Raw genomic sequence first — 20,320 nt, 5'->3', positions numbered from 1 at the left:
GCACAGCCATGCCGAGAGCTCAGGAGACCGCCGTCTACACCCACGGCCACCACGAGTCGGTGCTGCGGTCGCACACCTGGCGGACGGCCGCCAACTCGGCCGCCCACCTGCTGGGTGTCCTGGAACCCGACATGCGGATCCTCGACATCGGCTGCGGGCCCGGCACCATCACCGCCGACCTGGCCGAACTGGTCCCCGACGGCCGGGTCACCGGCGTCGACCGCGCCCCCGGCGTGCTGGAACAGGCGCGGGCGACGGCCGACGCGCGCGGGCTGCGCAACGTCGACTTCGCCGTCGCGGACGTACACGCCCTCGACCACCCCGACGACACCTTCTGCGTCGTCCACGCCCACCAGGTGCTCCAGCACGTGGGCGACCCGGTGCAGGCGCTGCGCGAGATGGCACGGGTGACCAGGCCGGGCGGCTGGATCGCCGTACGGGACTCCGACTACGCCGCGATGACCTGGTACCCGGCCTCCCCGGGCATGGACGACTGGCTGGCGCTGTACCGGCGGGTGGCCCGCGCCAACGGCGGCGAACCGGACGCCGGGCGCCGGCTGAAGTCCTGGGCGCTGCGGGCGGGCCTGACCGCCATCACGGCGACCTCCTCCGCCTGGACGTTCTCCACACCGGAGGAACGGGCCTGGTGGAGCGGCCTGTGGGCGGACCGGACGCTGGCCTCCGAGTACGCGCGGGTCGCCGTCGGGGGCGGGCACGCCACCGAGGAGGAACTGCGGGCCGTGTCGGAGGCCTGGCGGGAGTGGGGACGGCAGGAGGACGGCTGGTTCGCCGTCCTGCACGGCGAGCTCCTGTGCCGCAAGGAAGCCTGAACAGCGCGCCCGCGAGCCGGGTTCGGGGAGGACGAGCCCGGCAGGTCAGTCCCGGGGAAGCAGCGGGCCCAGCGGCCCGAGGTCCAGATTGAGGTCCTCGGGCCGCAGTCCGTAGCGCTCCCGCAGCTCGGTCATCCGGTCGTCGAGCAGCATCAGGGTGAGCCCGATCCGCTCCTCCTGGTCCTCCGTCAGATCGCCCTCGTCGAAGCGGCGCAGCGCCTGGCGCTCCATGAGCTGGCGCAGCAGCTCCACCACCGTGAGGACCAGTTTGACGAGGTCCCGCTCGACGGTGTCGGGCTCCAGGTCGAGCTGCCGGCGGCGGCCGGACGGCCGCGCGAGGCCGGCGTTCCCCCCGGGCAGCCCGTCCAGCAGGCCCTCCAGCACGCCGTCCTTCCCACGGGGCACGTCGTTCGCCGGGTGCTGCACGTCATCCCTCCCACGGGGCCGGTACCCGCGCGTTGACCGAGCTGATCAGCGCGTTCAGATCGATGCGGACGAGGTCGACGTCCGCGATGCGCAGCGTGATGTCGCCGGTGATGACGACCCCGCCGGCCAGCAGCCGGTCGAGGAGGTCCACCAGGGCGATCTCACGGCGTTCGACGACGGTCACGGCAGGTCGCCCTCCCCGTTCTCCTCGTCCCCGGCGGCGCCGACGACGTCTCCCACGAAGGAGTAGGCGGCCCAGGGCCCGGTGAGTTCCACCCGCATCCCGGACGCCTCGTCCTTCGTACGGTCCACCAGTTCCACGAACTCCTCGGAGTGGTCCCGCGGCACCAGATAGGCGGCGTTGAGCACGTTCCGGCCGGCGGCACCGGAGAGCGCAGGGTTCTGCGGCGCGTGCAGCCGCGCGTCCTCGGCGCGCTCGCAGAGCGTCTCGTGCAGCCGGGTGGCGAATGCCTCGGCCTTCTGCCAGGCGTCCTCGCGGGCGCGGAACGTGTCCCGGCGCCGGCGCAGGTAGTCGCGCCCCGAGGCGGCCTTCGCCGGAGCCCGCTCCGGCTCGCCGGATTCCCCGGGCTCGGCGTCGGTGTAGACCTTCACCCCCCACTCCACCCGGCCCTCCAGGCGGTCCAGGGTCTGCCGGAAGTACTCCTCGCGGGCCTCCATCATCACGCGGACGGCGCTGTCGTCCCGGAAGACGGTGGCCAGCCGCAGCGGCAGCGGGGTGGTGACCGTCGTGAGCGCGTCGATCACCTGCTGGTGGGCGCGGGCCGTCTCGGTGAGCCAGTCCAGGTCCTCCAGGTGGGCCCGCAGCGGCTCCTCGGCGAAGTGCCGCTCGGGCACCGTGCTGACGACGGCGACCAGACCGTGGTGGTGCAGCAGCCGGGGCGGGACGCCGCCGACACCGGTCAGCTGCGACTGCAGCGGAGCGCTGAACGGACGGCAGACGGCGTAGACGTAGCGCAGTCCCGTGGTCATCACGATCCCTCCCGCGTCCGGCCGGACTCCAGGGCGGCCAGCCGTGCGCGCAGCTCGGCGTTCTCCCGCGCCAGCTCCTCGTGGCGGGCGTCGCCGTCCCGCCGGGCGAGCTCCTCGCGGCGGGCGCTGGAGGACAGGGCCGGGTCGGTCTCCCACCAGTCGATGCCCATCTCCTTCGCCTTGTCGACGGAGGCGACGATGAGCCGCAGCTTGATGGTGAGCAGTTCGATGTCGAGCAGGTTGATCCGGATGTCGCCGGCGATGACGACACCCTTGTCGAGCACCCGCTCCAGGATGTCGGCGAGGTTCGCTCCCCCGCCGTTGCCGTACGCGTCGGGGAGCCGGCTGGGGGTGGTCATCGGCGGCTCCCTCGGGTGGTCGGCCGGTTGTCGTCGGAGGCGGGGCGGGGGCTGTCCCCTCCGGGTACCCCGCTGAGCGTGACGTGGCGGGCGAAGTCCGCCAGGTCACGCCTGGCCCGGTGGCGCGGCACCCGCAGCAGGGCGCCCGCCCGCCCGGCCGGGTTCTCTGGCACGTGTTCGGCCACCAGCAGGACGCGGGTGAGGCGGTCGGCGAGCGGGTGGAAGGAGACCACTCCGCGCAGACCGTGCGCGGTCCACACGACCCGGTCGTCGGAGGCCGGGCGGGCGTCCGGGTGCCGCGCCCACTCCTCGTACGCGGTGCGCACGGGCACGCCGACGTCCACCTGCTCGACCACCACGAGCGGCCCGGCCGCCGGGAGCGAGAGTCCCGCGCGGTCCGTCAGCCGGGCCACGGCGATCTCCAGGGCGGCCCGCGCCGGGCCCTTGCCCTGCACCAGCTTGCGGCCGGCGTCCCGGGCGAGCCGGGCGAACCCCGGGCTGCGGCCCTCCGCGATCTCGGTGATCCGTACGGTGGCCAGCCCCAGGCTCCGGCCGGCCCTGGCCAGCAGCAGCCGGGCACGGGCCTCCAGGTACTCCTGCGCCGCCGCCCGCAGCCGGTCGGCGGCCTCGCTGCGGGCGATGTCGCCCACCAGGCCGGGGCGGTCCGACAGCGCCGGGATGTGCACGCCGGTCAACGGTCCCCTCCTCCTTGCGCGGTACGGTTGCCCGCCTTGGCGGAGGCCGCCCGCCGGGCGGCGCCCCGCTCGGCCCCCGACCTCCTGGCCGGGGTCCGCTTGCCGGGCGCCTTGCGGGCACCGGACCGGCCGTCCGCGGACTTCGCGGAGGCGGCCTTCTCGGCGGTCGCCTTCTTGGCGGCGGCCCTCTTGGCCGGGGCCTTCTTGGCCGGGGCCTTCTTGGCCGTCTTCCCGGGGGCGGTCTTCTCTACCTTCCCGGTCCCGGCCGTCTCAGCCGTGCCGCTCTTCCTCGCGCCCCCGGCACACGCCTGACGCCCGGCCGAGCGTCCGCCGGTCCCGGAGGACGCCGACGAGTCGTCGTCCGGCTCGCTGCCGTCGTCCGCCTCGGCTTCGTCGACCGGCTCGCTGCCGTCGTCCGCCTCGGCCTCGCCGACCGGCGGCTCGGCGTCATCCGGGTCGGTCTCGTCGTCCGACTCGGCGCCGTCGTCCGCCTCGCCCTCGTCGCCCTGGGGCTCGGCGTCGTCGGATGACGGGCGAGCGTCGTCCTCCGACCGGACGTCCTCCGACCGGACGTCCTCGTCCGAGGCGTGCTCGTCCGAGGCGTCCTCCTCCAGCGCATCCTCCTCCAGGGCGTCCGCCTCCACGGCGTCCTCCCACCCGTCGGTCCGCCCCTCGACGGAGGCGGGCGCCGCCCCGGCGCCCAGGCTCGCGTAGATCGCGTCCGTCCGCTCGTACAGACGGTCGGCCAAGGCGTCGAGACGGCGTTCGGCCCAGCGCTGGAAGGTGTCCGCCGCCGCGTCCGGGACACCCCGCAGGTCCTCTCGGAGCTGCTCCTCGATCTCGCGGATCTGCGGGTTCTCCCGGAGCCGCCGGGACAGCACGCGCAGTCGCCGGCGGACCAGGAACACCACGGCGACGGCCGCCAGTCTGCCCTTCATTGCGTTCTCTCCAGCCGGTCGAGGAGTTCGTCCTCCCGGCGGTCGAACTCCTCCTCGGTGATCTCACCGGCCTCCAGCTGCTCTTCCAGCCGGGCGAGTTCGGTGCGCACGGTGGCGGGGTCGTAGTAGATGCGCTCCGCCTCCTGCAGCACCTGTCTGATCGCCCAGGCGCTGCCGCGCACCGGGGCGAACGGCAGCATGAGCACCTCTCCGATCAGTCCCACGGACTCACTCCCCCGCGCCGGCTCCCGCGCCCGCCGTGCTGCCCGCGGTCGCGGTGCCCGCCGGCCCGGTGGGGCCGGGCTCGACGAAGCTGTACGGCGGCAGCGGTCCGTGGACGCGCAGTTCCAGGTGCGGCAGGTCCTTGCGGGCCTGTTCGATGACGCCGAGGAACCGCTCGGCCGTGTCCCGGCCGACCAGGTAGGAGACGTTGACCAGCCAGCCGGTGGACTCGGGGCCGACGCTGACCGCGTCACCGGCCGGCTCCAGCAGCCGCAGGACCGTGTCGGCGTCCTCGGTCTCCTTGCGCTTGACCGCGGCGGCGACCATCTCGCCGAGCCGCAGCTTCTGGTCGTACGTCCCGCCACCCGCCTTGCGGTTGGCCTCGGCGAGGGCACGGATCTCGGGGTCCGAGGCCATCACGTGGTGCAGGACGGCCTCCTCGATGTGGGAGGCCTTGATGTTGTACTCGACCTTGCCGTCCAGGGCGCGCAGCCGTTCGGAGTAGTGCGCGGCGCGTTCGGCGAGGACCCCGGTGACCGAGGCGTCGTCCGGGGCGACGCTGCCGAAGCGCATGGGCAGCACGCAGCCGGCGGCGCCCGCCTCGGCGAGCACGTTCTGGTGGGCGACCAGGTCGCGCCGCTTGGGGCGCAGCCCGTCGGGGGCGTCGCTGACGATCGCCGCCAGCTCTCCCTCGCGCAGGATGCGTACCGGCCGGGCGGGGTCGCCGACGCCCTCCATGCCGTCGGGGAGCGCGGGGTGGGAGCCCGCGGCGATGCCGTAGACGTAGGTGCTCACTCGTCGTCCTCCTTCCGGCGGGCGGTCGTGGTCCGGCGCGAACGGCCCTTGCTCTCGGGCTCGGCGGAGCCCTCGTCACGGGCCTGCTTGAACGCGTCGGAGATGGTCTGCGCGGCGCCGGACAGCGCGCCCTTGGACTTGCCGCGCGCGCCGGACTCGGTGATCTGGCCGACGACGTCGGGCAGGCCGGGGCTCTTGCGCGGCCCCGACTCCAGGTCGAGGCGGTTACAGGCCTCGGCGAAGCGCAGGTAGGTGTCGACACTGGCGACGACGACCCGCACGTCGATCTTCAGGATCTCGATGCCGACCAGGGAGACGCGGACGAAGGCGTCGATGACGAGCCCTCGGTCGAGGACGAGCTCCAGGACGTCGTAGAGGCCACTGGAGCCGCCCCCCGAGCCAGACTGCTGTGCCGGGACTACGGTCATGCCGACCGGTCCTCCTTCTGTAGCTGGTGGATGGGTGACGGGCGGGGGACGGCCTAGCGGCCGCCGGGCCGTGCGTCGGCCCGCCCGCGTTCGTAGCGGCGCACACGGCGGTACCCGGTGAGCTGTCCCCGGTCGTCGAGGGTCACCTCGTAACCGGCCATCAGGCTCATGGTGTCCGGCACTCGTTCGAGTTCGAGCACCTCGACCTCCAGGGACCAGCCGTCCTCGGTCCGTTCGAAGGACGACACGGTCTCGGCGACCATGCCGGTCAGCTCTGCGAGCTGGGCGCGCGCCTGGCGCAGCACCTCCATGGGACCCGGCAGGCCGTCCGCCGTGTGCGTGTTGTCATCGGTCTGGGTTTCTTGTGAACTCTGCGACTGGGATGTTCTATTCGTGTTCGACATGGCCACCTCTTTGCTCGGGTGGCCGCCCAGTCCTCCGGCAAACCTGTGGATGCCGGACCGCTGCCCCGGCCGGTGCCCGGACCGCTGCCCCGGCCGGTGCCCGGACCGCTGCCCCGGCCGGTACTTGGACCGTGCCCTGACGGCCCGCCGCGGCGACGGCGGCTGTCCTGGACGGTCAGCCGCGCAGCGCGTCGAGCCTGCGCCGGGCCGGCCCGAGGGCGCGGCCCCGGCTCATCACGCCCGCCCAGGGGTTGGTGCGGGCCTGGTCGACGGCGTCGGCGACGGTCCAGCGGCGCGGCCCGAAGCCGGGTTCGTCGAGCTGGTCCCAGGCGACGGGCACGGCGACGGGCGCGCCGGGGCGGGCGCGGACGGTGAAGGGGGCGACGGCCGTCTGGGCGTAGCCGTTGCGCTGGACGTCCAGGTAGAGGCGGTCGTCGCGGTCCTTCTTGCGGGCGGCGGTGGTGAGCCGGTCGGGGTGTCCGGCGGCGAGCGTGTCGGCGACGTCGCGGGCGAAGTGCCGTACCTCGTCGAAGCCGTGCCGCCCGTTCAGCGGCACCACGACGTGCAGTCCGCGCGAACCGGTGGTCATCAGGGCCGACGGCAGCCGCAGTTCGTCGAGGAGTTCACCGAGCAGCACGGCCGTCTCCCGCACGGGTGCGAAGTCGTCGCCGGAGGGGTCGAGGTCGAAGACCATCCGGTCGGGGTGGTCCGGCCGGTCGCCGCGCGACAGCCAGCGGTGCAGCGTGACACAGGCCTGGCCGGCCAGGTGGACGAGGGTAGCGGAGTCGTCGCAGACGGTGTGGCGGACGGTGCCGCCCTCCTTGGGCACCTCGACGCGGGTGATCCAGTCCGGGTAGCCGTCCGGGGTGTTCTTCTGCATGAAGGCGGGGCCGTCGACGCCGTCCGGGTGCATCTCCAGCATCAGCGGCCGGCCGCGCACATGGGGCAACAGGAAGGGCGCGACGGACCGGTAGTAGTCGACGAGGTCTCCCTTGGTGTACTCCGGGTGGCCGTCGCCGGCCGGGAAGAGGACCTTGCCGGGCCGCCGCACCTCGACCGTACGGCGGCCCGCCCGTACCGTGCGCGTCTGCGCGCCGCTCACCGGACGATCGCCTGCTCCACCAGCAGACGGACGGAGGCGGCGATCGACTCGGCGTCGATGCCGGCGGCGTGCAGCTGCTCCTCGGGAGACGCGGAGCCGGGCATCGTCCGGACCGCGAGGCGGACCAGACGCGGCACCGGGCGCCCGTCGAGGAACGCGTCGAGGACGGCGTCCCCGAGGCCGCCCTCCGGGTGGTGGTCCTCCACGGTGACCAGGCAGCCGGTGTCCTCCGCGGCCTGACGCAGCGTCGCCCGGTCGACGGGCTTGACGGAGTACAGGTCGATCACCCGCACCCGGATGCCCTCCCGGTCGAGGGCGTCGGCGGCGGCCAGCGCCTCGGGCACGGTGACGCCGGCCGCGACCACGGTGAGCCGGTCCTCGCCGGAGGAGCGCAGCACCTTGCTGCCGCCGATCGGGAACTCCTCGTCCGGGCCGTAGATCACCGGGGTGGCGCCGCGCGAGGTGCGCAGGTAGCGGATGCCGTCCAGGCCGGCCGTCTCCGCGACCAGCCGGGCCGTCTGGTTGGCGTCGCACGGGTACAGCACGGTCGAGTCGTGCACGGCACGGAACATCGCCAGGTCCTCCAGGCCCATCTGGGAGGGCCCGTCCTGGCCGATGGCGACGCCCGCGTGGGAGCCGGCCAGGTTGATCCCGGCGCCGCTCACCGACGCCATCCGCACGAAGTCGTAGGCGCGGCTGAGGAAGGCGGCGAAGGAGGAGGCGTACGGCACCCAGCCGCGGGCGGCGAGACCGACCGCCGCGGCGACCATCTGCTGCTCGGCGATGTAGCACTCGAAGTACCGGTCGGGGTGCTCCTTGGCGAAGTACTCGGCGCGGGTGGAGTCGCCGACCTCCCCGTCGAGGGCGACGATGTCGTCCCGGGCGGTGCCGAGGGCGGCGAGCGCCTTGCCGTAGGCGTCGCGGGTGGCGGTCGGGTCGCCGCCGCGCTCCCACCGGGGGAGGTCGACGCCCGGCCCGGTCGGCACCGAGCGCAGGGCCCGGTCGCCGGGCGGCTGGTGCACCTGGACGACGAGGTCGCGTTTCCCGCCCAGTTGGGCGATGGCCTCGTCGGCGTCCGGCAGCGGCTTCCCGTGCAGGCCCTCGCGGTCCTCGACGCCCTCGACGCCCTTGCCCTTGAGCGTGCGGGCGAGGATCGCGGTGGGCTGGCCGAGGGTGGAGACGGCCTCGCCGTAGGCCCGGTCGATCGCGTCGACGTCGTGGCCGTCGACCTCGATGGTGTGCCAGTCGAAGGCGCGGAAGCGGCGGGCGTAGGCGTCCAGGTCGTGGCCGTGCCGGGTGGGACCGCGCTGGCCGAGCCGGTTGACGTCGACGATCGCGACGAGGTTGTCGAGCCGCTCGTGGCCGGCGTGTTCGGCGGCCTCCCACACGGAGCCCTCGGCCAGTTCGCTGTCGCCGCACACCACCCAGACGCGGTAGTCGGCGCGTTCCAGCCGCTTGCCGGACAGGGCGATCCCGACGCCGACGGGCAGTCCCTGCCCCAGCGATCCGGTGGCCGTCTCCACCCACGGCAGCCGCCGCGGTGTGGGATGCCCCTCGAGCCGGCTGCCCAGCTTCCGGAACGTCAGCAGTTCGTCGTCGTCGAGCGCGCCGGCCGCCTTGAAGACCGAGTACATCAGGGGCGACGCGTGTCCCTTCGACAGGATGAAGCGGTCGTTGCCGGGGTGGTCGGGGCGGTCGAAGTCGTAGCGCAGGTGGTTGGCCAGCAGGACGGCCATCAGGTCGGCGGCGGACATCGAGGACGTGGGGTGCCCGGAGCCGGCGGCGGCCGCCGCCCGCACGCTGTCGACGCGCAACTGCTGGCCGAGCTCCACGAGTTCGTCGGTGTTCATCGCTCTCCTCGGTCGGACTGGTCGGACTGGTCGGTGGGGACGGTTGGGTCGGTGGGGTCGGCGGATCCGGAGGGCAGGTCGGTGCTCCTGACCGGTCCGGGGGGTTCGGGTCCCGTGCGGTGCCCGGCCGGTTCGGGTCCGGCGTCCGGACCCGGCGGTTCGCGTCCGGCCCGCGGGTCGGCGGGCCCGGGGCCGGGACTCCGGCGGGGAGGGGAGTGCGGCTCGGCGGGGCTCGACCCCTCGTCGCCGGTCACGGTCTCGCCGGGCCCGGAGGGCTCGATCTCCGCGGACCCGGCGGGTCCGGGCGACTCGGCGTCCAGGAACGGCCCGGCCACCCCGGACCACTCCGCGTCCCCCGCCACGACGGCCCCCACGGCACGGCCACCGCCCCGCCCGTGCTCCCCACCCGGCTGGTTCCTCGCGGGCTCCCCACCCGGCTGGTTCCTCGCGGGCTCCCCACCCGGCTGGTTCCTCGCGGGCTCCCCACCCGGCTGGTTCCTCGCGGGTTCGGGCCCCGGCTCGGTCTCCGCGGGTTCCGGGACCTCGGGCCCCGGCTGGTTCTTCGCGTTCTCGGACACGGCCCACCTCCTGGTGGCCTCCGTACGGTCGTCCCCCTGTCCCCCGTTCCCGGGCCTCTCCCCTCGCCGGTTCCCCGGCCCGCGCTCCCGCCCCTCCCCCGGCAGGCGCGGGAGTCCCGGCCTGTCCGTGTCCAGCGGGACGGACCCCGAGCGGCGGGTACAGGAAGTGGCCGGCCGGGTTCAGCAGGGTGATCGCGGCCTTCCCCCGGGCCGCGCGGGACAGCTCCCGGGCCGTCCGGCAGCCGGCGAAGCCGGCACCGACGATCACGATGCGGGGTCGACTCACGGTCCTCCTCCGGCGGTCTCGCCCGTGGGGAATGCGGGCGGGCAGGTCGGGCCGTACGGCGGGCACGCGGACACAGGGCGCCCCGGCCTCCCGTACGAGCTATCCGCGTCCCCCTGGCCGGGGCACCCAAACGTGCGCCGGTTCCCCCGCCGGGCGCCGGGTACTCGGTCCGGGTCCCCCACCCGAGCCGCCCGTCGCGGAGGTACCCCCCATGCCCGAGTACGGCTACTTCCTCTCCTGCGAGGAGCACGGCCCCGCGGACCTCGTGGAACAGGCCAGGATGGCCGAACAGGCCGGATTCCGGTCGCTGTGGATCTCCGACCACTACCACCCCTGGCACGACGCCCAGGGCGAGAGCCCGTTCGTGTGGTCGGTGATCGGCGCGCTCTCGCAGGCGGTGTCGCTGCCGATCGAGACGGCGGTGACCTGCCCGACGGTGCGCGTCCACCCGGCGGTGGTGGCGCAGGCCGCGGCGACGAGCGCGGTGATGACGAACGGCCGCTTCCGGCTCGGAGTCGGCTCGGGCGAGGCCCTGAACGAGCACATCCTCGGCCACACCTGGCCGCCCGCCGACGTCCGGCTGGAGATGCTGGAGGAAGCGATCCACGTGATGCGCCGCCTGTTCACGGGCGAGGAGGTGACCCACCACGGCACCCACTACACGGTGGAGAACGCCCGCCTGTACACGGTCCCGGACGAGCCCGTCCCGATCGACGTCTCCGGCTTCGGCCCGAAGGCCACCGCGCTGGCGTCACGCGTGGGCGACGGCTACATCACGATGATGCCCGAGGCGGACATGGTGCGGCGGTTCCGCGACGGCGGCGGGGGCGGCAAGCCCGTCATCGGCGGCACCAAGGTCTGCTACGGCACCGACCGCGACGAGGCGGTCCGCACGGTGCACCGGTTGTGGTTCAACGAGTACCTGCCCGGCGAGATGGGCCAGGTCCTGCCCTCGCCACGCCACTTCGAGCAGCTCCAGCCGCTGGTGACGGAGGAGATGATCGCGGAGCGGGGCGTCTGCGGGGACGACGTGGACGAGCATGTGGCGGCGCTGACCGCGTTCGCCGACGCGGGCTTCGACACGGTCTACGTCAACCAGATCGGCCCCGACCAGCGCGGCTTCTTCGACTTCTACCGGACCAAGGTGCTGCCGCAGCTCCCGGGGAACTGACGGGGCGGTGCGGCGTCGACCACCGGCAGGGCCGGTACCGGACGGCCGTGGGGCGGTGGGACCGTGGGGCCGCGGGACCGGTACGCCCGCTCGGCCGGTGGCCCGCCGGACCGGCCGGGCACGGCGTCCTCGGCGGCCCGCGCCCGCCCTCACCCCTGCCGGACGCCCCGGGGCAGGCGGGACGCCGCGGACACCCCCTGGGGACGTCTCGGTCGCCACATCCGCCGGACCGCGAGGAGCCCCGCGCCGACGGTGAGCGCGGCGCCCAGCCGCCCGCGGTGGCGGGACAGCCAGGGCTGCGGGCCGCCGTCGTGGGCCTCCGCGTCGAAGCGGCCGTGCGCCCCGAAGTCCTTGCCGTGCGGCCCGTCGGCCGGGGTCCACAGGTTGCCGGGGCTCCCCGGTTGCCGCGGGGGCTGTCCGGCGTCCTGCTGGGAGCCGTTCCCGGTGCGGGCCAGGTACCGGTCGAGCAGACCCGGCACCACCGCGTTGGCGAGCAGGGTCGCGGCCGTGGAACCGCCGACCCAGTACTCGCGCCGGCGGGCGTGGGAGGCCGCGTGCACGATCGCCCGGGCCGCGACCTCCGGCTGGTACACCGGCGCCACCGGCCGGGCGCGGCCCGGCATCCGGCTGAGCACCCAGTCGAACTGCGGCGTGTTGACCGCCGGGAGCTGCACCATCGTGGTGCGCACCCGGCTGCCCCGGTGCAGCAGCTCGCACCGCAGCGACTCGTTGAAGCCCTGGATCGCGTGCTTGGCCCCGCAGTACGCGGACTGCAGCGGGACGCCCCGGTAGGCGAGCGCGGACCCCACCTGTACGACGGTCCCCCGGTCGCGCGGCAGCATGTGCCGCAACGCGGCCCGGGTGCCGAACACATAGCCCAGGTAGGTCACTTCGGTGACCCGCCGGAACTCGTCGGGCGTGATCTCGGTGAACGGGGCGAAGATCCCCGAGAAGGCGTTGTTGACCCAGACGTCGATGGGTCCGAACTCGTCCACGACCCGCTGGGCGGCGGCGTCGACGGCCTCGGCGTCGGCCACGTCGACGGGAACGACCAGGGCCTGCCCGCCCGCCTGCCGGACTTCGCCGGCCGCGGCCCGGAGCCCTGCGCGGCCCCGGGCCAGCAGGGCCACCCGGTCCCCGCGCGCGGCGAAGGCGCGGGCCGTCGCCCGGCCCACGCCTCCACTGGCCCCGGTGACCACGACGGTTCTGCCGCGCCCCGGCGCTCCCGGCCCGCGCATGCGGATCACGCCCGGTACTGCGGGTTCTCGGGGTCGACGTCGTCCGCCCGCGGCGCGGGGGCGGACATCCGGCCGGGGGCCACGGTGCCGGGACCCGGGACGCCCGTGCCGGGTGCGCCGGTCGCCGCACCGGCCGCACCCGGGACGCCCGGGGCGACCTGCGGCATCGGCGGGATGCCCGTGCCGGGGCCGCCGGGCGGGGTGGCGCCGGTCCCGTGCCCGCCGTCGGCGTGGTGCGTCGACGGGTGCTTGGGCCGGGCGGCGCCGCGCAGCGCGTAGGCGACGACGGCGAGCAGCGCCGCGGTGATCAGCGCGGCGGCCCAGTCGGGCATCGCCAGCGCGAGGGCGAGGCCGACGGCGAGCGAGAGGGCGGCGCCCGCGTAGAGCGCGACGGTGCCGGACGCGGCGTACAGCATGGCCGTACGGCGCTGCTTGCGGGTCTGCCGCCGCAGTTCGTCGCGGATGGTCTCGCGCGCCACCTGTGCCAGCTCGTCGGCGAGGTGTTTGTCCAGATGCTCCAAGCGGTCCATGGCCGCCGGGTACCCGGCGCGGGTCGCGGGTAACGCACCGTCACGGGGCGGGCGGGCGCCTCCGGGAGTCGTGGCGGGCGGTCAGCGGCCCCGGCGCGGGGCGCGCCGCACCGGGGCCTGCCGGTCAGGAGCGGGCGAAGGCGTTCACGACGATGTCGGTGAGCAGCGCCCCGGCCGTGCCGTCCGGGTCGAGGTCGGGGTCGTAGATGGTGACGTTGAAGCCGACGCAGAGCGGGGAGGACAGCAACGGGCGCAGCAGGTCGACGAGTTCACCGGGCTGGAGTCCGTCGGCGTCGGGGCTGTCCACGGCGGGCATCACGCCCGGGTCCAGGACGTCGGCGTCCAGGTGGACCCAGAATCCGGCCAGTCCGGGAAACGCGAAGGACTGCGCGGCCGCCCGGGCGAGCGCGTCCGCGCCCCACTCCCGCAGGTCGCCCACGGTCACCACGGGGACCTTCAGCGCGGCGAGTTCGCGGCAGTCCTCGTCGTCGCGGAACGCGTCACGGATGCCGAAGAACCGCACGTCCTCGTCGCGCAGGTAGGGCTTCAGCCCCTCCAGGTCGGTGAGGTCCTCCTGTCCGCGTCCGGTGGCCAGCGCGACCTCCTCGCCGCCCGCCGCGCCGATCCGGTCCGAGTTGCCGGGGTGCCGGAAGTCGGGTGAGGCGTCGACCGCGACCAGCCCGTACCGGCCCAGGCGGCGCAGCGCGAGCGAGGCGCCGAGCTGGATGGAGCAGTCGCCGCCGAGCACGACGGGGAAGTCGCCGGCGCGGACGTGGTGCTCGACACGGTCGGCCAGTCTGCGGGTGTACGCGGCGAGGGCGGCGGCGTTGAAGACGCCGTCGCCCTCCTGCCAGTCGCCCCGGTCGTAGCGCGGGGGCACCACCACTCCGCCTTCCAGAGCGCCCAGCCGCTGGACGATCCGCTGCTCCCGCAGGGCCCCGGCGAGCTTGTAGCAGCCGGGCACGGTGCCGGGGGCGGGCGGGCGCAGGCCCAGGTTGGAGGGGGCGTCGACCACCACGATATTCCGCATGGGGTCCATCGTCGGCGACGTACAGTCGGCCCTTCAACCGGAATCGGCCGAGCGGGAGGAAGAGATGAGCGAGCGGCACACGTACCGGGTGATCGTGCGCGGCACCTGGGACGGGCTGACCGAGGCGGCCCGGGCGCGGCTGCGGGCCGGGGCCGGTGAGCACGGACTGGCGAGCATGCGGTTCACCGAGGAGGGTTCGCTGACGTACGAGCCGTCGCCGCTGAAGCACTTCTCGATGCGGTTCGTCGTGGTGTCGGACGCCGCCGACGGCGAGGAGATGGCGGCGGCGATCGCGGAGGACCGCGCCGAGTCCGCGCTGAGGCGGCTCGGCTACGGTTTCACGGGCCTGAGGTCCACCGTCACGGACCTGGACACGATGAAGGTCAACCGGCGTCGCGCATCTCGGCGGTGAGCGCCCAGCGCTCGTGATCGCGCCAGGCCCCGTCGATGAACAGCATCTTCGGGGAGAAGCCCTCGCGCCGGAAGCCCGCGGCCTTCGCCAGGTTGATGGAGGCGGTGTTCCCCGGCTGCACGTTGATCTCCAGCCGGTGCAGCCGCATCGGTCCGAACGCGTGGCCCACCACCAGGTCCAGGCCCTCCCGCATCAGCCCGCGGCCGGCGGCGTGCGCGAAGGCGCCGTAGCCGAGGGCACCGCACTGGAAGCCGCCGCCGACGATGTTGTTGATGTTGATGAACCCGGCGATCGCCCCCGGCCCGGCCGGGCCGTCCAGCTCGCAGACGAGGAACCCGGCCCTCGCCGGGTCGTCGATCAGCCGGCCGGCGTAGGCCTCGTACGCCTGGATGCTGTCCGGCGGGAAGAGCCACGGGTGGTGCAGGTCCTTGCTCTCCCGGACGCGCGCGACGAACTCGGCGCCGTCCCGGTGCGTGAAGTGGCGTATGCCCACCCGGGGGCCTTCGGCGAGGTAGCGGGAGCTGGTGTGCGGCATCGCACCAGCCTACGACGGGCAGGCCGGGACGTCCCGGCCGGCACCGCTGGTCTTCGGGCTCATGGCACCAGCATGGGTCCGCGGACCGCACCCCGCACGGCGACCGCACCCCGCCCGGCGTGACACCGCGCCGGCGCTGAACGTTCCGTGGGGGTGCGCCGTCGTACGGGGGACACGGCCGGACCGGGAGCCGCCCCCGTGCGCAGGTGCCCGGCCGACCCGTTCGCCGTCGATGATCACGACGTCACCCCATGCGGCCGGACACGCGATGTGCGCCTCGTCGTGGAAGCCCCGCGAGGCGCGACCGCCCCCGCCGGCCGGCTCGTGTCCCCGTGACCGCACCGGCAGCGGCGCGAGACGCCCCCGGGGCGGCCGGCGGGTGCTGGTCAGCGCAGGGCCGGCTCGTCGAGCGTCAGCGTCCCGGCCCCGGCGTCGAGTTCGGCCGCCACCCCGAAGGGGACGGTCAGCGCGCCCGCGCAGTGCCCGAAGCCGAACTCCTCCGCCACCGGTACCCCGAGCCCGCCCAGCCGGTCGGCGAGCAGGTCCCGCACCCGGTCGTACGGGCCGCACCCCTCCCAGGAGCCGAGCAGCACGCCGCGCACCCCGTCGAGGACGCCGGCCCGCAGGAGCTGGGTGAGACAGCGGTCCAGGCGGTACGTCTCCTCCCCCACGTCCTCCAGGCAGAGCAGCCCGCCGCGCGCCGTGCGCCGGGCGTGCGGGGTGCCGAGCTCCGCCGCGAGCAGGCACAGACAGCCGCCGGACAGCACGCCCCGCGCCCGGCCCGGCACCAGGGCGCGGCCGGTGGCCGAGCGGATCGTGCGGACCGTCTCCGGTGCGAACAGGGTGGCTCTCAGGTGTTCCTGGGCGCGCGCGTGCGTGACGAAGTCGATCCCGGCGGCCATCGGGCCGTGCAGGGTGACGAGTCCGAGCCGGGCGGCGAACGCCTCGTGCAGCGCCGTGACGTCGCTGAAGCCGACCAGCACCTTGGGCCCGGCGGCCCGCAGCGCCTCCCAGTCGAGCAGGTCGACCATGCGCTGGACGCCGTATCCGCCGCGGGCGCACAGCACCGCGTCCACCGACGGGTCGCACCAGGCGGCCTGGAGGTCGGCGGCGCGGTCGGCGTCGGCGCCCGCGAGGTAGGGGAGGTCCACGTGCCGGGCCAGGGCGTGCGGGGCCACCACCGGGTCGAGGCCCCAGCCGCGCAGCACGTCGACGCCCGCCCGGAGGCGCTCCTCGGGGACGGGCCCGCTGGGCGCGACGACGGCGACCTTGGCGCCGGGGGCGAGCCGGCGCGGCCGGAGGAGTTCCTTCACCCGGTCAGCTCCAGCGGCCGGATGCCGGGCACCCGCAGACCGAACACCTGGGCGTAGAGGGACAGTTCGGCTTCCAGGGCGCTCACCATGGTTTCCGCCCGGCGGAAGCCGTGCCCCTCGCCCTCGAAGGCGAGGTACGCGTGCGGCACCCGCCGTCCGGCCATCCGGGCCAGGAACCGCTCGCACTGCACGGGCGGGCAGATCACGTCGTCCAGCCCCTGGAGCAGCAGGAACGGTACGGTGATCCGGTCGGCTCGGGTCACCGGCGAGCGCTCCGCGTACCGTGCGGGCACCTCGGCGAACGGCCCGACCAGGCTCTCCAGGTACCGCGACTCGAAGTCGTGCGTCTCCCCCGACGCCCAGCCGGTGAGGTCGAGGACGGGGTAGACGATCGTGCCGCAGGCGTACACGTCGGTGGCGGCGAGGGAGGCGGCGGCGGTCCAGCCGCCCGCGCTGCCGCCCCGGATGGCGAGCCGCGCCCGGTCCGCGGTGCCCTCGTCGGCGAGGGCGAGCGCGACGGCCGCGCAGTCCTCGACGTCGACCACGCCCCACTGCTCGCGCAGCCGCTCGCGGTAGGCCCGCCCGTAGCCGCTGGACCCGCCGTAGTCGACCTCGGCGACGCCGATGCCGCGCGAGGTGAAGTAGGCGATGGCGAGGTCGAGGACGAGCGGGGCGCGGCTGGTGGGCCCGCCGTGCGCCCAGATCACGTACGGCGGGAGCTCGCGGGCGGGGGCGGTGCAGACGGGGTGGTGGGGCGGATACACCCGGGCGTGGATGTCGCGGCCTTCGGGCCCGGTGAAGGTGCGGATCTGCGGCTCGGGGTAGTAGGCCGGGTCGACGGCGTCGCGGTGCGCGGCACCGATCACCCGGGCCCGGCCGGTCCTGGTGTCCAGCTCGACCACCTCGTGGGCGGTGCGCGGACTGGCGCCCACGGCGACGACGCGCTCGCCGTGCGCGGCGAGGGTGGGGCAGAACTCGGTCCACGGGCCGGCGGCGTCGACGAGTTCACCGGTCTCGGGATCGAGTATCCCGAGTACGGTCGGCCCCCGGCCGTGGACGACGGCGATCAGCCCGTTGTCCAGCGGCGCGAACCAGCGCTCGCCGACCTTCCACAGCGGGCCGCCGAACTCCTCCTCGCGCGGGCACAGCGGCTCGCCGTCGCGGTAGAGGTTCCACCAGCCCGTGCGGTCGCTGGTGTACAGCAGGCGGTTGTCCGTCGACCACTCCACCTGCGCGATGGACTCCTCCGGCCCGCCGGCCACCGTCCGCGCTCCCCGCGTTCGGCCGTCGTCCCCGATCTCGGCGACGACCACCTCCGTGCCCTCCCACGGCATCCGCGGGTGGTCCCAGCCGAGCCACGCCACCCGCCGTCCGTCCGGCGCGGGGCGCGGCCCGGTCACGAACCGGTGCCCGCCGTCGCCCAGTTCGCGGACGGCGCCCCGGTCGTCGGCGGCCGAACCGTCCAGCGGTACGGCGGCCGGCACCCGGCGCACGTCACCGGGCCCGTCCCCGGTGAACTCCTCCAGCACGCACCACACTTCACCGCGTTCCGCGCACAGCACCGGGTCGGCCCAGCGCAGCCCGCCGCCCACCGCCGACAGCGGGGTCAGCGGACGCGGGGCGCCCCCGCCGGGCTCGTAGCGGTACAGCCGCTGGTCGGCGAAGTGCACGAACACCACCAGCGGCCGGCCGTCCACGACCTCGCCGGCCCAGGGCCGCCCGCCGTACTCCCACACCCGGCTGCGCACGTTCCACGGCCCGGGCAGCGCCTGCTCCTCCACGCCGTCCGCCCGCCGCCGCACCAGGGCCCGCCTGCCGCCCTCCGCGGGCCGCGGCTCGGTCCACCACACCTCGTCGCCGACGAAGCCGACGTACTCGGGCCGGCCGTCGTGCGCGGCGGCGAGGGCCGCGTCGATCGGGGAGGGCCAGGAGCCGTAGGGCAGGGTGTGCACCTCGTCCCCCATCCGTCTAGGCCGTCCGCAGGAAGCGGTCGAGGACGCGGACGCCGAAGTGCAGCGCCTCGACCGGCACCCGCTCGTCCACGCCGTGGAACATGGCCTGGTAGTCGTAGCCCTCGGGCAGCTTCAGCGGCGTGAACCCGTAGCCGGTGATGCCGAGCCGGGAGAACTGCTTGGCGTCGGTACCGCCGGACATGCAGTACGGCACCACGTGCCCCTCCGGCGCGAACTCCTCGACGGCGGCGCGCAGCCGGGCGTACGTCGGCGAGTCGACGGGTGCCTGCAGGGCGACCTCGCGGTGGTGGAACTCCCACTCCACGTCCGGCCCGGTGAGCCGGTCCATGGTGGTGCGGAACTCCTCCTCGCCACCGGGCAGGTACCGCCCGTCGACGTACGCCACGGCCTCGCCCGGGATCACGTTGATCTTGTAACCGGCGTCCAGCATGGTCGGGTTGGCGCTGTTGCGCACGGTCGCCTCGACCAGCCGCGCGGCCGGGCCCAGTTTCTCCAGCAGCCGGTCGACGTCGCGCAGGTCGGTGTCGACGCCGTAGAGCGCGGCGAGTTCGATGAGCGCGGCCCGTACCGTCGGGGTCAGCCGCAGCGGCCACTCGTGAGCGCCGATCCGGGTGATCGCGGCGGCGAGCCGGGTCACCGCGTTCTCCGCGTTCACCTTGGAACCGTGCCCGGCGCGCCCGCGCGCGGTGAGCTTCAGCCAGGCCGTGCCGCGTTCCCCGGCGGCGATCGGGTAGAGCTGCCGGCCCGCCCCGTCGTGGAAGGTGAACGCCCCCGACTCGCTGATGCCCTCGGTGCACCCCTCGAAGAGATGCGGGTGCTCGTCGGCGAGGAATCCCGAGCCGTCCTCCGCGCTGGCCTCCTCGTCGGCGGTGAACGCCACCACCACGTCCCGGCGGGGCCGGAAGCCCTCACGGGCCCAGGCCCGCACGACGGCGAGGATCATCGCGTCCATGTTCTTCATGTCGACCGCGCCCCGGCCCCAGACCACCCCGTCGCGCACCTCCCCGGAGAAGGGGTGCACGCTCCAGTCGGCGGTCTCGGCGGGGACCACGTCCAGATGGCCGTGGAGCAGCAGCGCGCCGGCGGACGGGTCGGTGCCCTCGATCCGGGTGACGACGTTGGTGCGGCCCGGGGTGCGCTCCAGCAGCGTGGGTTCCCAGCCGGCCTCCGCCAGCCGCTCCGCCGCGTACTCCGCGGCGGGCCGCTCCCGGCAGTCGCCGCCGCCCCGGTTGGTGGTGTCGATGCGGATGAGGCCGGAGGTGAACTCGACGACCTCGTCCAGCGCACGCTGGTCACCCATACTGCTCCTCCACGGCGGCCGAGACGACGGTGGTGACCGCCTTGAAGGTGCGGATCCCCTCGTACATGGCGGGACTGGTGTACGCCACCTTGCGCTCACCGATCCGGTCGACGCCGGGCACGACGGTGGCCGCCATCGCCAGGTGCTCGGCGTCGAACTCGACGGCGACTGTATACGGCCCGCCGCCCGCCACCGGTCCGCCGGCGGTGCCCGGCCGGCCGGCGGCCGGATCCCGCCGGCCCGCCAGCGCCACCGCCTCCTTCGCGGCCGCCCGGATGTCGGCCGCCGTCCTGGCCGGCGTCCGGCACACCGCCGCGTACCGCGACACGTGGTCCTTCACCGCGACCTTCAGTGCCTCGGGCGCGTACCCGAGCGCGTCCTCGCAGGCCACGTCGTCGCCGGTGACCAGCACCACCGGCACGCCGTACTCGGCGACGACCGCGGCGTTGAGCAGGCCCTCGCTGGCGCGGACGTCGTTCAGCCAGACACCGGTGATGGAGTTGGCGAGGTAGGTATGGGCGAGGACGCCCTCCATGCCGGCGCCCGCGTGGTAGCCGACGAAGGCGACGCCGTCGACGTCGCCGTGCTGCACGCCCTCCACCATGGACAGCGCCTTGTGCCGCCCGGTCAGCATCTCCACCCGGTCGTCGAGCCGTTCCAGCAGCAGGTTGCGCATCGTCCAGTGCGCCTCGTTCACCAGCACCCGGTCCGCGCCGCCGTCGAAGAAGCCGAGGGCGGCGGCCTGCACGTCGGAGGTGAACAGCGCCCGGCACCGCTCCCACTGCGGTGTCCCCGGCAGGACGTCGGCCGGCCAGGTGACGCCCGTGGCACCCTCCATGTCGGCGCTGATGAGGATCTTCACCGTGCTCCCAACTCCGCCGGGTTCCGGACGCGGATCTTTGTCCGGCTCACGTT

Annotated in this window: 24 protein-coding genes; 3 read left to right on the top strand and 21 right to left on the bottom strand. The window is 74.7% G+C overall.

Going from position 1 to position 20,320, the window contains the following annotated elements; translation table 11 throughout:
* The first annotated feature begins 8 nt into the window (after nt 1-8).
* A complete protein-coding gene (locus SGLAU_RS27060; protein ID WP_043505126.1) occupies nt 9-830 on the top strand; it encodes a methyltransferase domain-containing protein in 822 nt (273 codons plus the stop codon).
* Nucleotides 831-875: 45 nt separating this feature from the next.
* Here SGLAU_RS27060 and SGLAU_RS27055 read toward each other — a convergent pair whose 3' ends face one another.
* From SGLAU_RS27055 to SGLAU_RS35330, 13 genes are all read right to left on the bottom strand, one after another.
* Entirely contained in the window at nt 876-1,190 is a 315-nt protein-coding gene (locus SGLAU_RS27055; protein WP_043507100.1) for a gas vesicle protein K, read from the bottom strand.
* Nucleotides 1,191-1,257: 67 nt separating this feature from the next.
* Nucleotides 1,258-1,440 (bottom strand): gas vesicle protein, encoded by a 183-nt coding sequence (locus tag SGLAU_RS27050; RefSeq protein WP_043505125.1) that lies wholly within the window; start codon nt 1,438-1,440, stop codon nt 1,258-1,260.
* A complete protein-coding gene (locus SGLAU_RS27045; RefSeq protein WP_043505123.1) occupies nt 1,437-2,246 on the bottom strand; it encodes a GvpL/GvpF family gas vesicle protein in 810 nt (269 codons plus the stop codon). Before SGLAU_RS27045 ends, SGLAU_RS27050 begins: the two co-directional genes overlap by 4 nt.
* A complete protein-coding gene (locus SGLAU_RS27040) occupies nt 2,246-2,605 on the bottom strand; it encodes a gas vesicle protein (protein WP_043505122.1) in 360 nt (119 codons plus the stop codon). Before SGLAU_RS27040 ends, SGLAU_RS27045 begins: the two co-directional genes overlap by 1 nt.
* Nucleotides 2,602-3,300 carry a hypothetical protein gene (locus SGLAU_RS27035; RefSeq protein ID WP_052413904.1) on the bottom strand — a complete coding sequence of 233 codons (699 nt, stop codon included), beginning with the start codon at nt 3,298-3,300 and terminating at the stop codon, nt 2,602-2,604. Before SGLAU_RS27035 ends, SGLAU_RS27040 begins: the two co-directional genes overlap by 4 nt.
* On the bottom strand, nt 3,297-4,238 hold the full coding sequence (locus tag SGLAU_RS35965) for a hypothetical protein (protein ID WP_043505121.1): 942 nt from the start codon (nt 4,236-4,238) through the stop codon (nt 3,297-3,299). The genes SGLAU_RS27035 and SGLAU_RS35965 overlap by 4 nt, the downstream gene beginning before the upstream one ends.
* Nucleotides 4,235-4,462, bottom strand: a complete 228-nt coding sequence (locus SGLAU_RS27025) for a gas vesicle protein GvpG (RefSeq protein ID WP_043505120.1) — start codon at nt 4,460-4,462, stop codon at nt 4,235-4,237. The genes SGLAU_RS35965 and SGLAU_RS27025 overlap by 4 nt, the downstream gene beginning before the upstream one ends.
* Before the next feature lie 4 nt (nt 4,463-4,466).
* The gene (locus SGLAU_RS27020; protein ID WP_043505119.1) at nt 4,467-5,255 is read right to left on the bottom strand and encodes a GvpL/GvpF family gas vesicle protein; all 789 of its coding nucleotides are present in this window, start codon (nt 5,253-5,255) and stop codon (nt 4,467-4,469) included.
* The gene (locus tag SGLAU_RS27015; RefSeq protein ID WP_043505118.1) at nt 5,252-5,683 is read right to left on the bottom strand and encodes a gas vesicle structural protein GvpA; all 432 of its coding nucleotides are present in this window, start codon (nt 5,681-5,683) and stop codon (nt 5,252-5,254) included. Before SGLAU_RS27015 ends, SGLAU_RS27020 begins: the two co-directional genes overlap by 4 nt.
* Before the next feature lie 53 nt (nt 5,684-5,736).
* Entirely contained in the window at nt 5,737-6,087 is a 351-nt protein-coding gene (locus SGLAU_RS27010; protein ID WP_078957917.1) for a gas vesicle protein, read from the bottom strand.
* 175 nt (nt 6,088-6,262) lie between these two features.
* A complete protein-coding gene (ligD, locus tag SGLAU_RS27005; RefSeq protein WP_043505116.1) occupies nt 6,263-7,189 on the bottom strand; it encodes a non-homologous end-joining DNA ligase in 927 nt (308 codons plus the stop codon).
* Nucleotides 7,186-9,039, bottom strand: a complete 1,854-nt coding sequence (locus SGLAU_RS27000; protein ID WP_043505114.1) for a transketolase — start codon at nt 9,037-9,039, stop codon at nt 7,186-7,188. The genes ligD and SGLAU_RS27000 overlap by 4 nt, the downstream gene beginning before the upstream one ends.
* A complete protein-coding gene (locus SGLAU_RS35330) occupies nt 9,036-9,617 on the bottom strand; it encodes a hypothetical protein (RefSeq protein WP_159072807.1) in 582 nt (193 codons plus the stop codon). The genes SGLAU_RS27000 and SGLAU_RS35330 overlap by 4 nt, the downstream gene beginning before the upstream one ends.
* Before the next feature lie 497 nt (nt 9,618-10,114).
* Here SGLAU_RS35330 and SGLAU_RS26990 point away from each other — a divergent pair, with 497 nt between their 5' ends.
* Complete coding sequence (locus SGLAU_RS26990) at nt 10,115-11,074, top strand: LLM class F420-dependent oxidoreductase (protein ID WP_043505111.1); 960 nt, start codon at nt 10,115-10,117, stop codon at nt 11,072-11,074.
* A 149-nt stretch (nt 11,075-11,223) separates the two neighbouring features.
* Here the strand turns inward: SGLAU_RS26990 and SGLAU_RS26985 are convergent, their stop codons facing one another.
* From SGLAU_RS26985 to SGLAU_RS26975, 3 genes are all read right to left on the bottom strand, one after another.
* The gene (locus SGLAU_RS26985; RefSeq protein ID WP_052414148.1) at nt 11,224-12,312 is read right to left on the bottom strand and encodes an SDR family oxidoreductase; all 1,089 of its coding nucleotides are present in this window, start codon (nt 12,310-12,312) and stop codon (nt 11,224-11,226) included.
* 5 nt (nt 12,313-12,317) lie between these two features.
* Nucleotides 12,318-12,842 (bottom strand): phage holin family protein, encoded by a 525-nt coding sequence (locus tag SGLAU_RS26980; RefSeq protein ID WP_043505110.1) that lies wholly within the window; start codon nt 12,840-12,842, stop codon nt 12,318-12,320.
* Between the two features lie 124 nt (nt 12,843-12,966).
* The gene (locus SGLAU_RS26975) at nt 12,967-13,872 is read right to left on the bottom strand and encodes an arginase family protein (protein WP_043505109.1); all 906 of its coding nucleotides are present in this window, start codon (nt 13,870-13,872) and stop codon (nt 12,967-12,969) included.
* Nucleotides 13,873-13,936: 64 nt separating this feature from the next.
* Between SGLAU_RS26975 and SGLAU_RS26970 the strand changes: the two genes are divergently transcribed.
* A complete protein-coding gene (locus SGLAU_RS26970; protein WP_043507095.1) occupies nt 13,937-14,284 on the top strand; it encodes a DUF6204 family protein in 348 nt (115 codons plus the stop codon).
* Here SGLAU_RS26970 and SGLAU_RS26965 read toward each other — a convergent pair.
* The 5 genes from SGLAU_RS26965 to SGLAU_RS26945 all read right to left on the bottom strand — a co-directional run bounded on the left by SGLAU_RS26965 (nt 14,256) and on the right by SGLAU_RS26945 (nt 20,267).
* Nucleotides 14,256-14,819 carry a GNAT family N-acetyltransferase gene (locus SGLAU_RS26965; protein WP_043505108.1) on the bottom strand — a complete coding sequence of 188 codons (564 nt, stop codon included), beginning with the start codon at nt 14,817-14,819 and terminating at the stop codon, nt 14,256-14,258. The two genes, SGLAU_RS26970 and SGLAU_RS26965, sit on opposite strands and share 29 nt — an antisense overlap.
* Before the next feature lie 386 nt (nt 14,820-15,205).
* Nucleotides 15,206-16,132, bottom strand: coding sequence for a S66 peptidase family protein (locus SGLAU_RS26960; RefSeq protein ID WP_043505106.1), 927 nt, complete (start codon nt 16,130-16,132; stop codon nt 15,206-15,208).
* A complete protein-coding gene (locus tag SGLAU_RS26955; RefSeq protein WP_043505105.1) occupies nt 16,129-18,096 on the bottom strand; it encodes a prolyl oligopeptidase family serine peptidase in 1,968 nt (655 codons plus the stop codon). Before SGLAU_RS26955 ends, SGLAU_RS26960 begins: the two co-directional genes overlap by 4 nt.
* A gap of 4 nt (nt 18,097-18,100) precedes the next feature.
* Nucleotides 18,101-19,405 carry a M20/M25/M40 family metallo-hydrolase gene (locus SGLAU_RS26950; RefSeq protein ID WP_043505104.1) on the bottom strand — a complete coding sequence of 435 codons (1,305 nt, stop codon included), beginning with the start codon at nt 19,403-19,405 and terminating at the stop codon, nt 18,101-18,103.
* Nucleotides 19,398-20,267, bottom strand: coding sequence for a M55 family metallopeptidase (locus tag SGLAU_RS26945; RefSeq protein ID WP_043505103.1), 870 nt, complete (start codon nt 20,265-20,267; stop codon nt 19,398-19,400). Before SGLAU_RS26945 ends, SGLAU_RS26950 begins: the two co-directional genes overlap by 8 nt.
* Nucleotides 20,268-20,320: the final 53 nt, after the last annotated feature.

Origin of the sequence: Streptomyces glaucescens (assembly GCF_000761215.1) — a bacterium.
Taxonomy (GTDB): Bacteria; Actinomycetota; Actinomycetes; order Streptomycetales; family Streptomycetaceae; genus Streptomyces; species Streptomyces glaucescens_B.
Note: the sequence above shows the minus strand (reverse complement) of the source record. Positions and strands in the feature narration are given on the sequence as shown.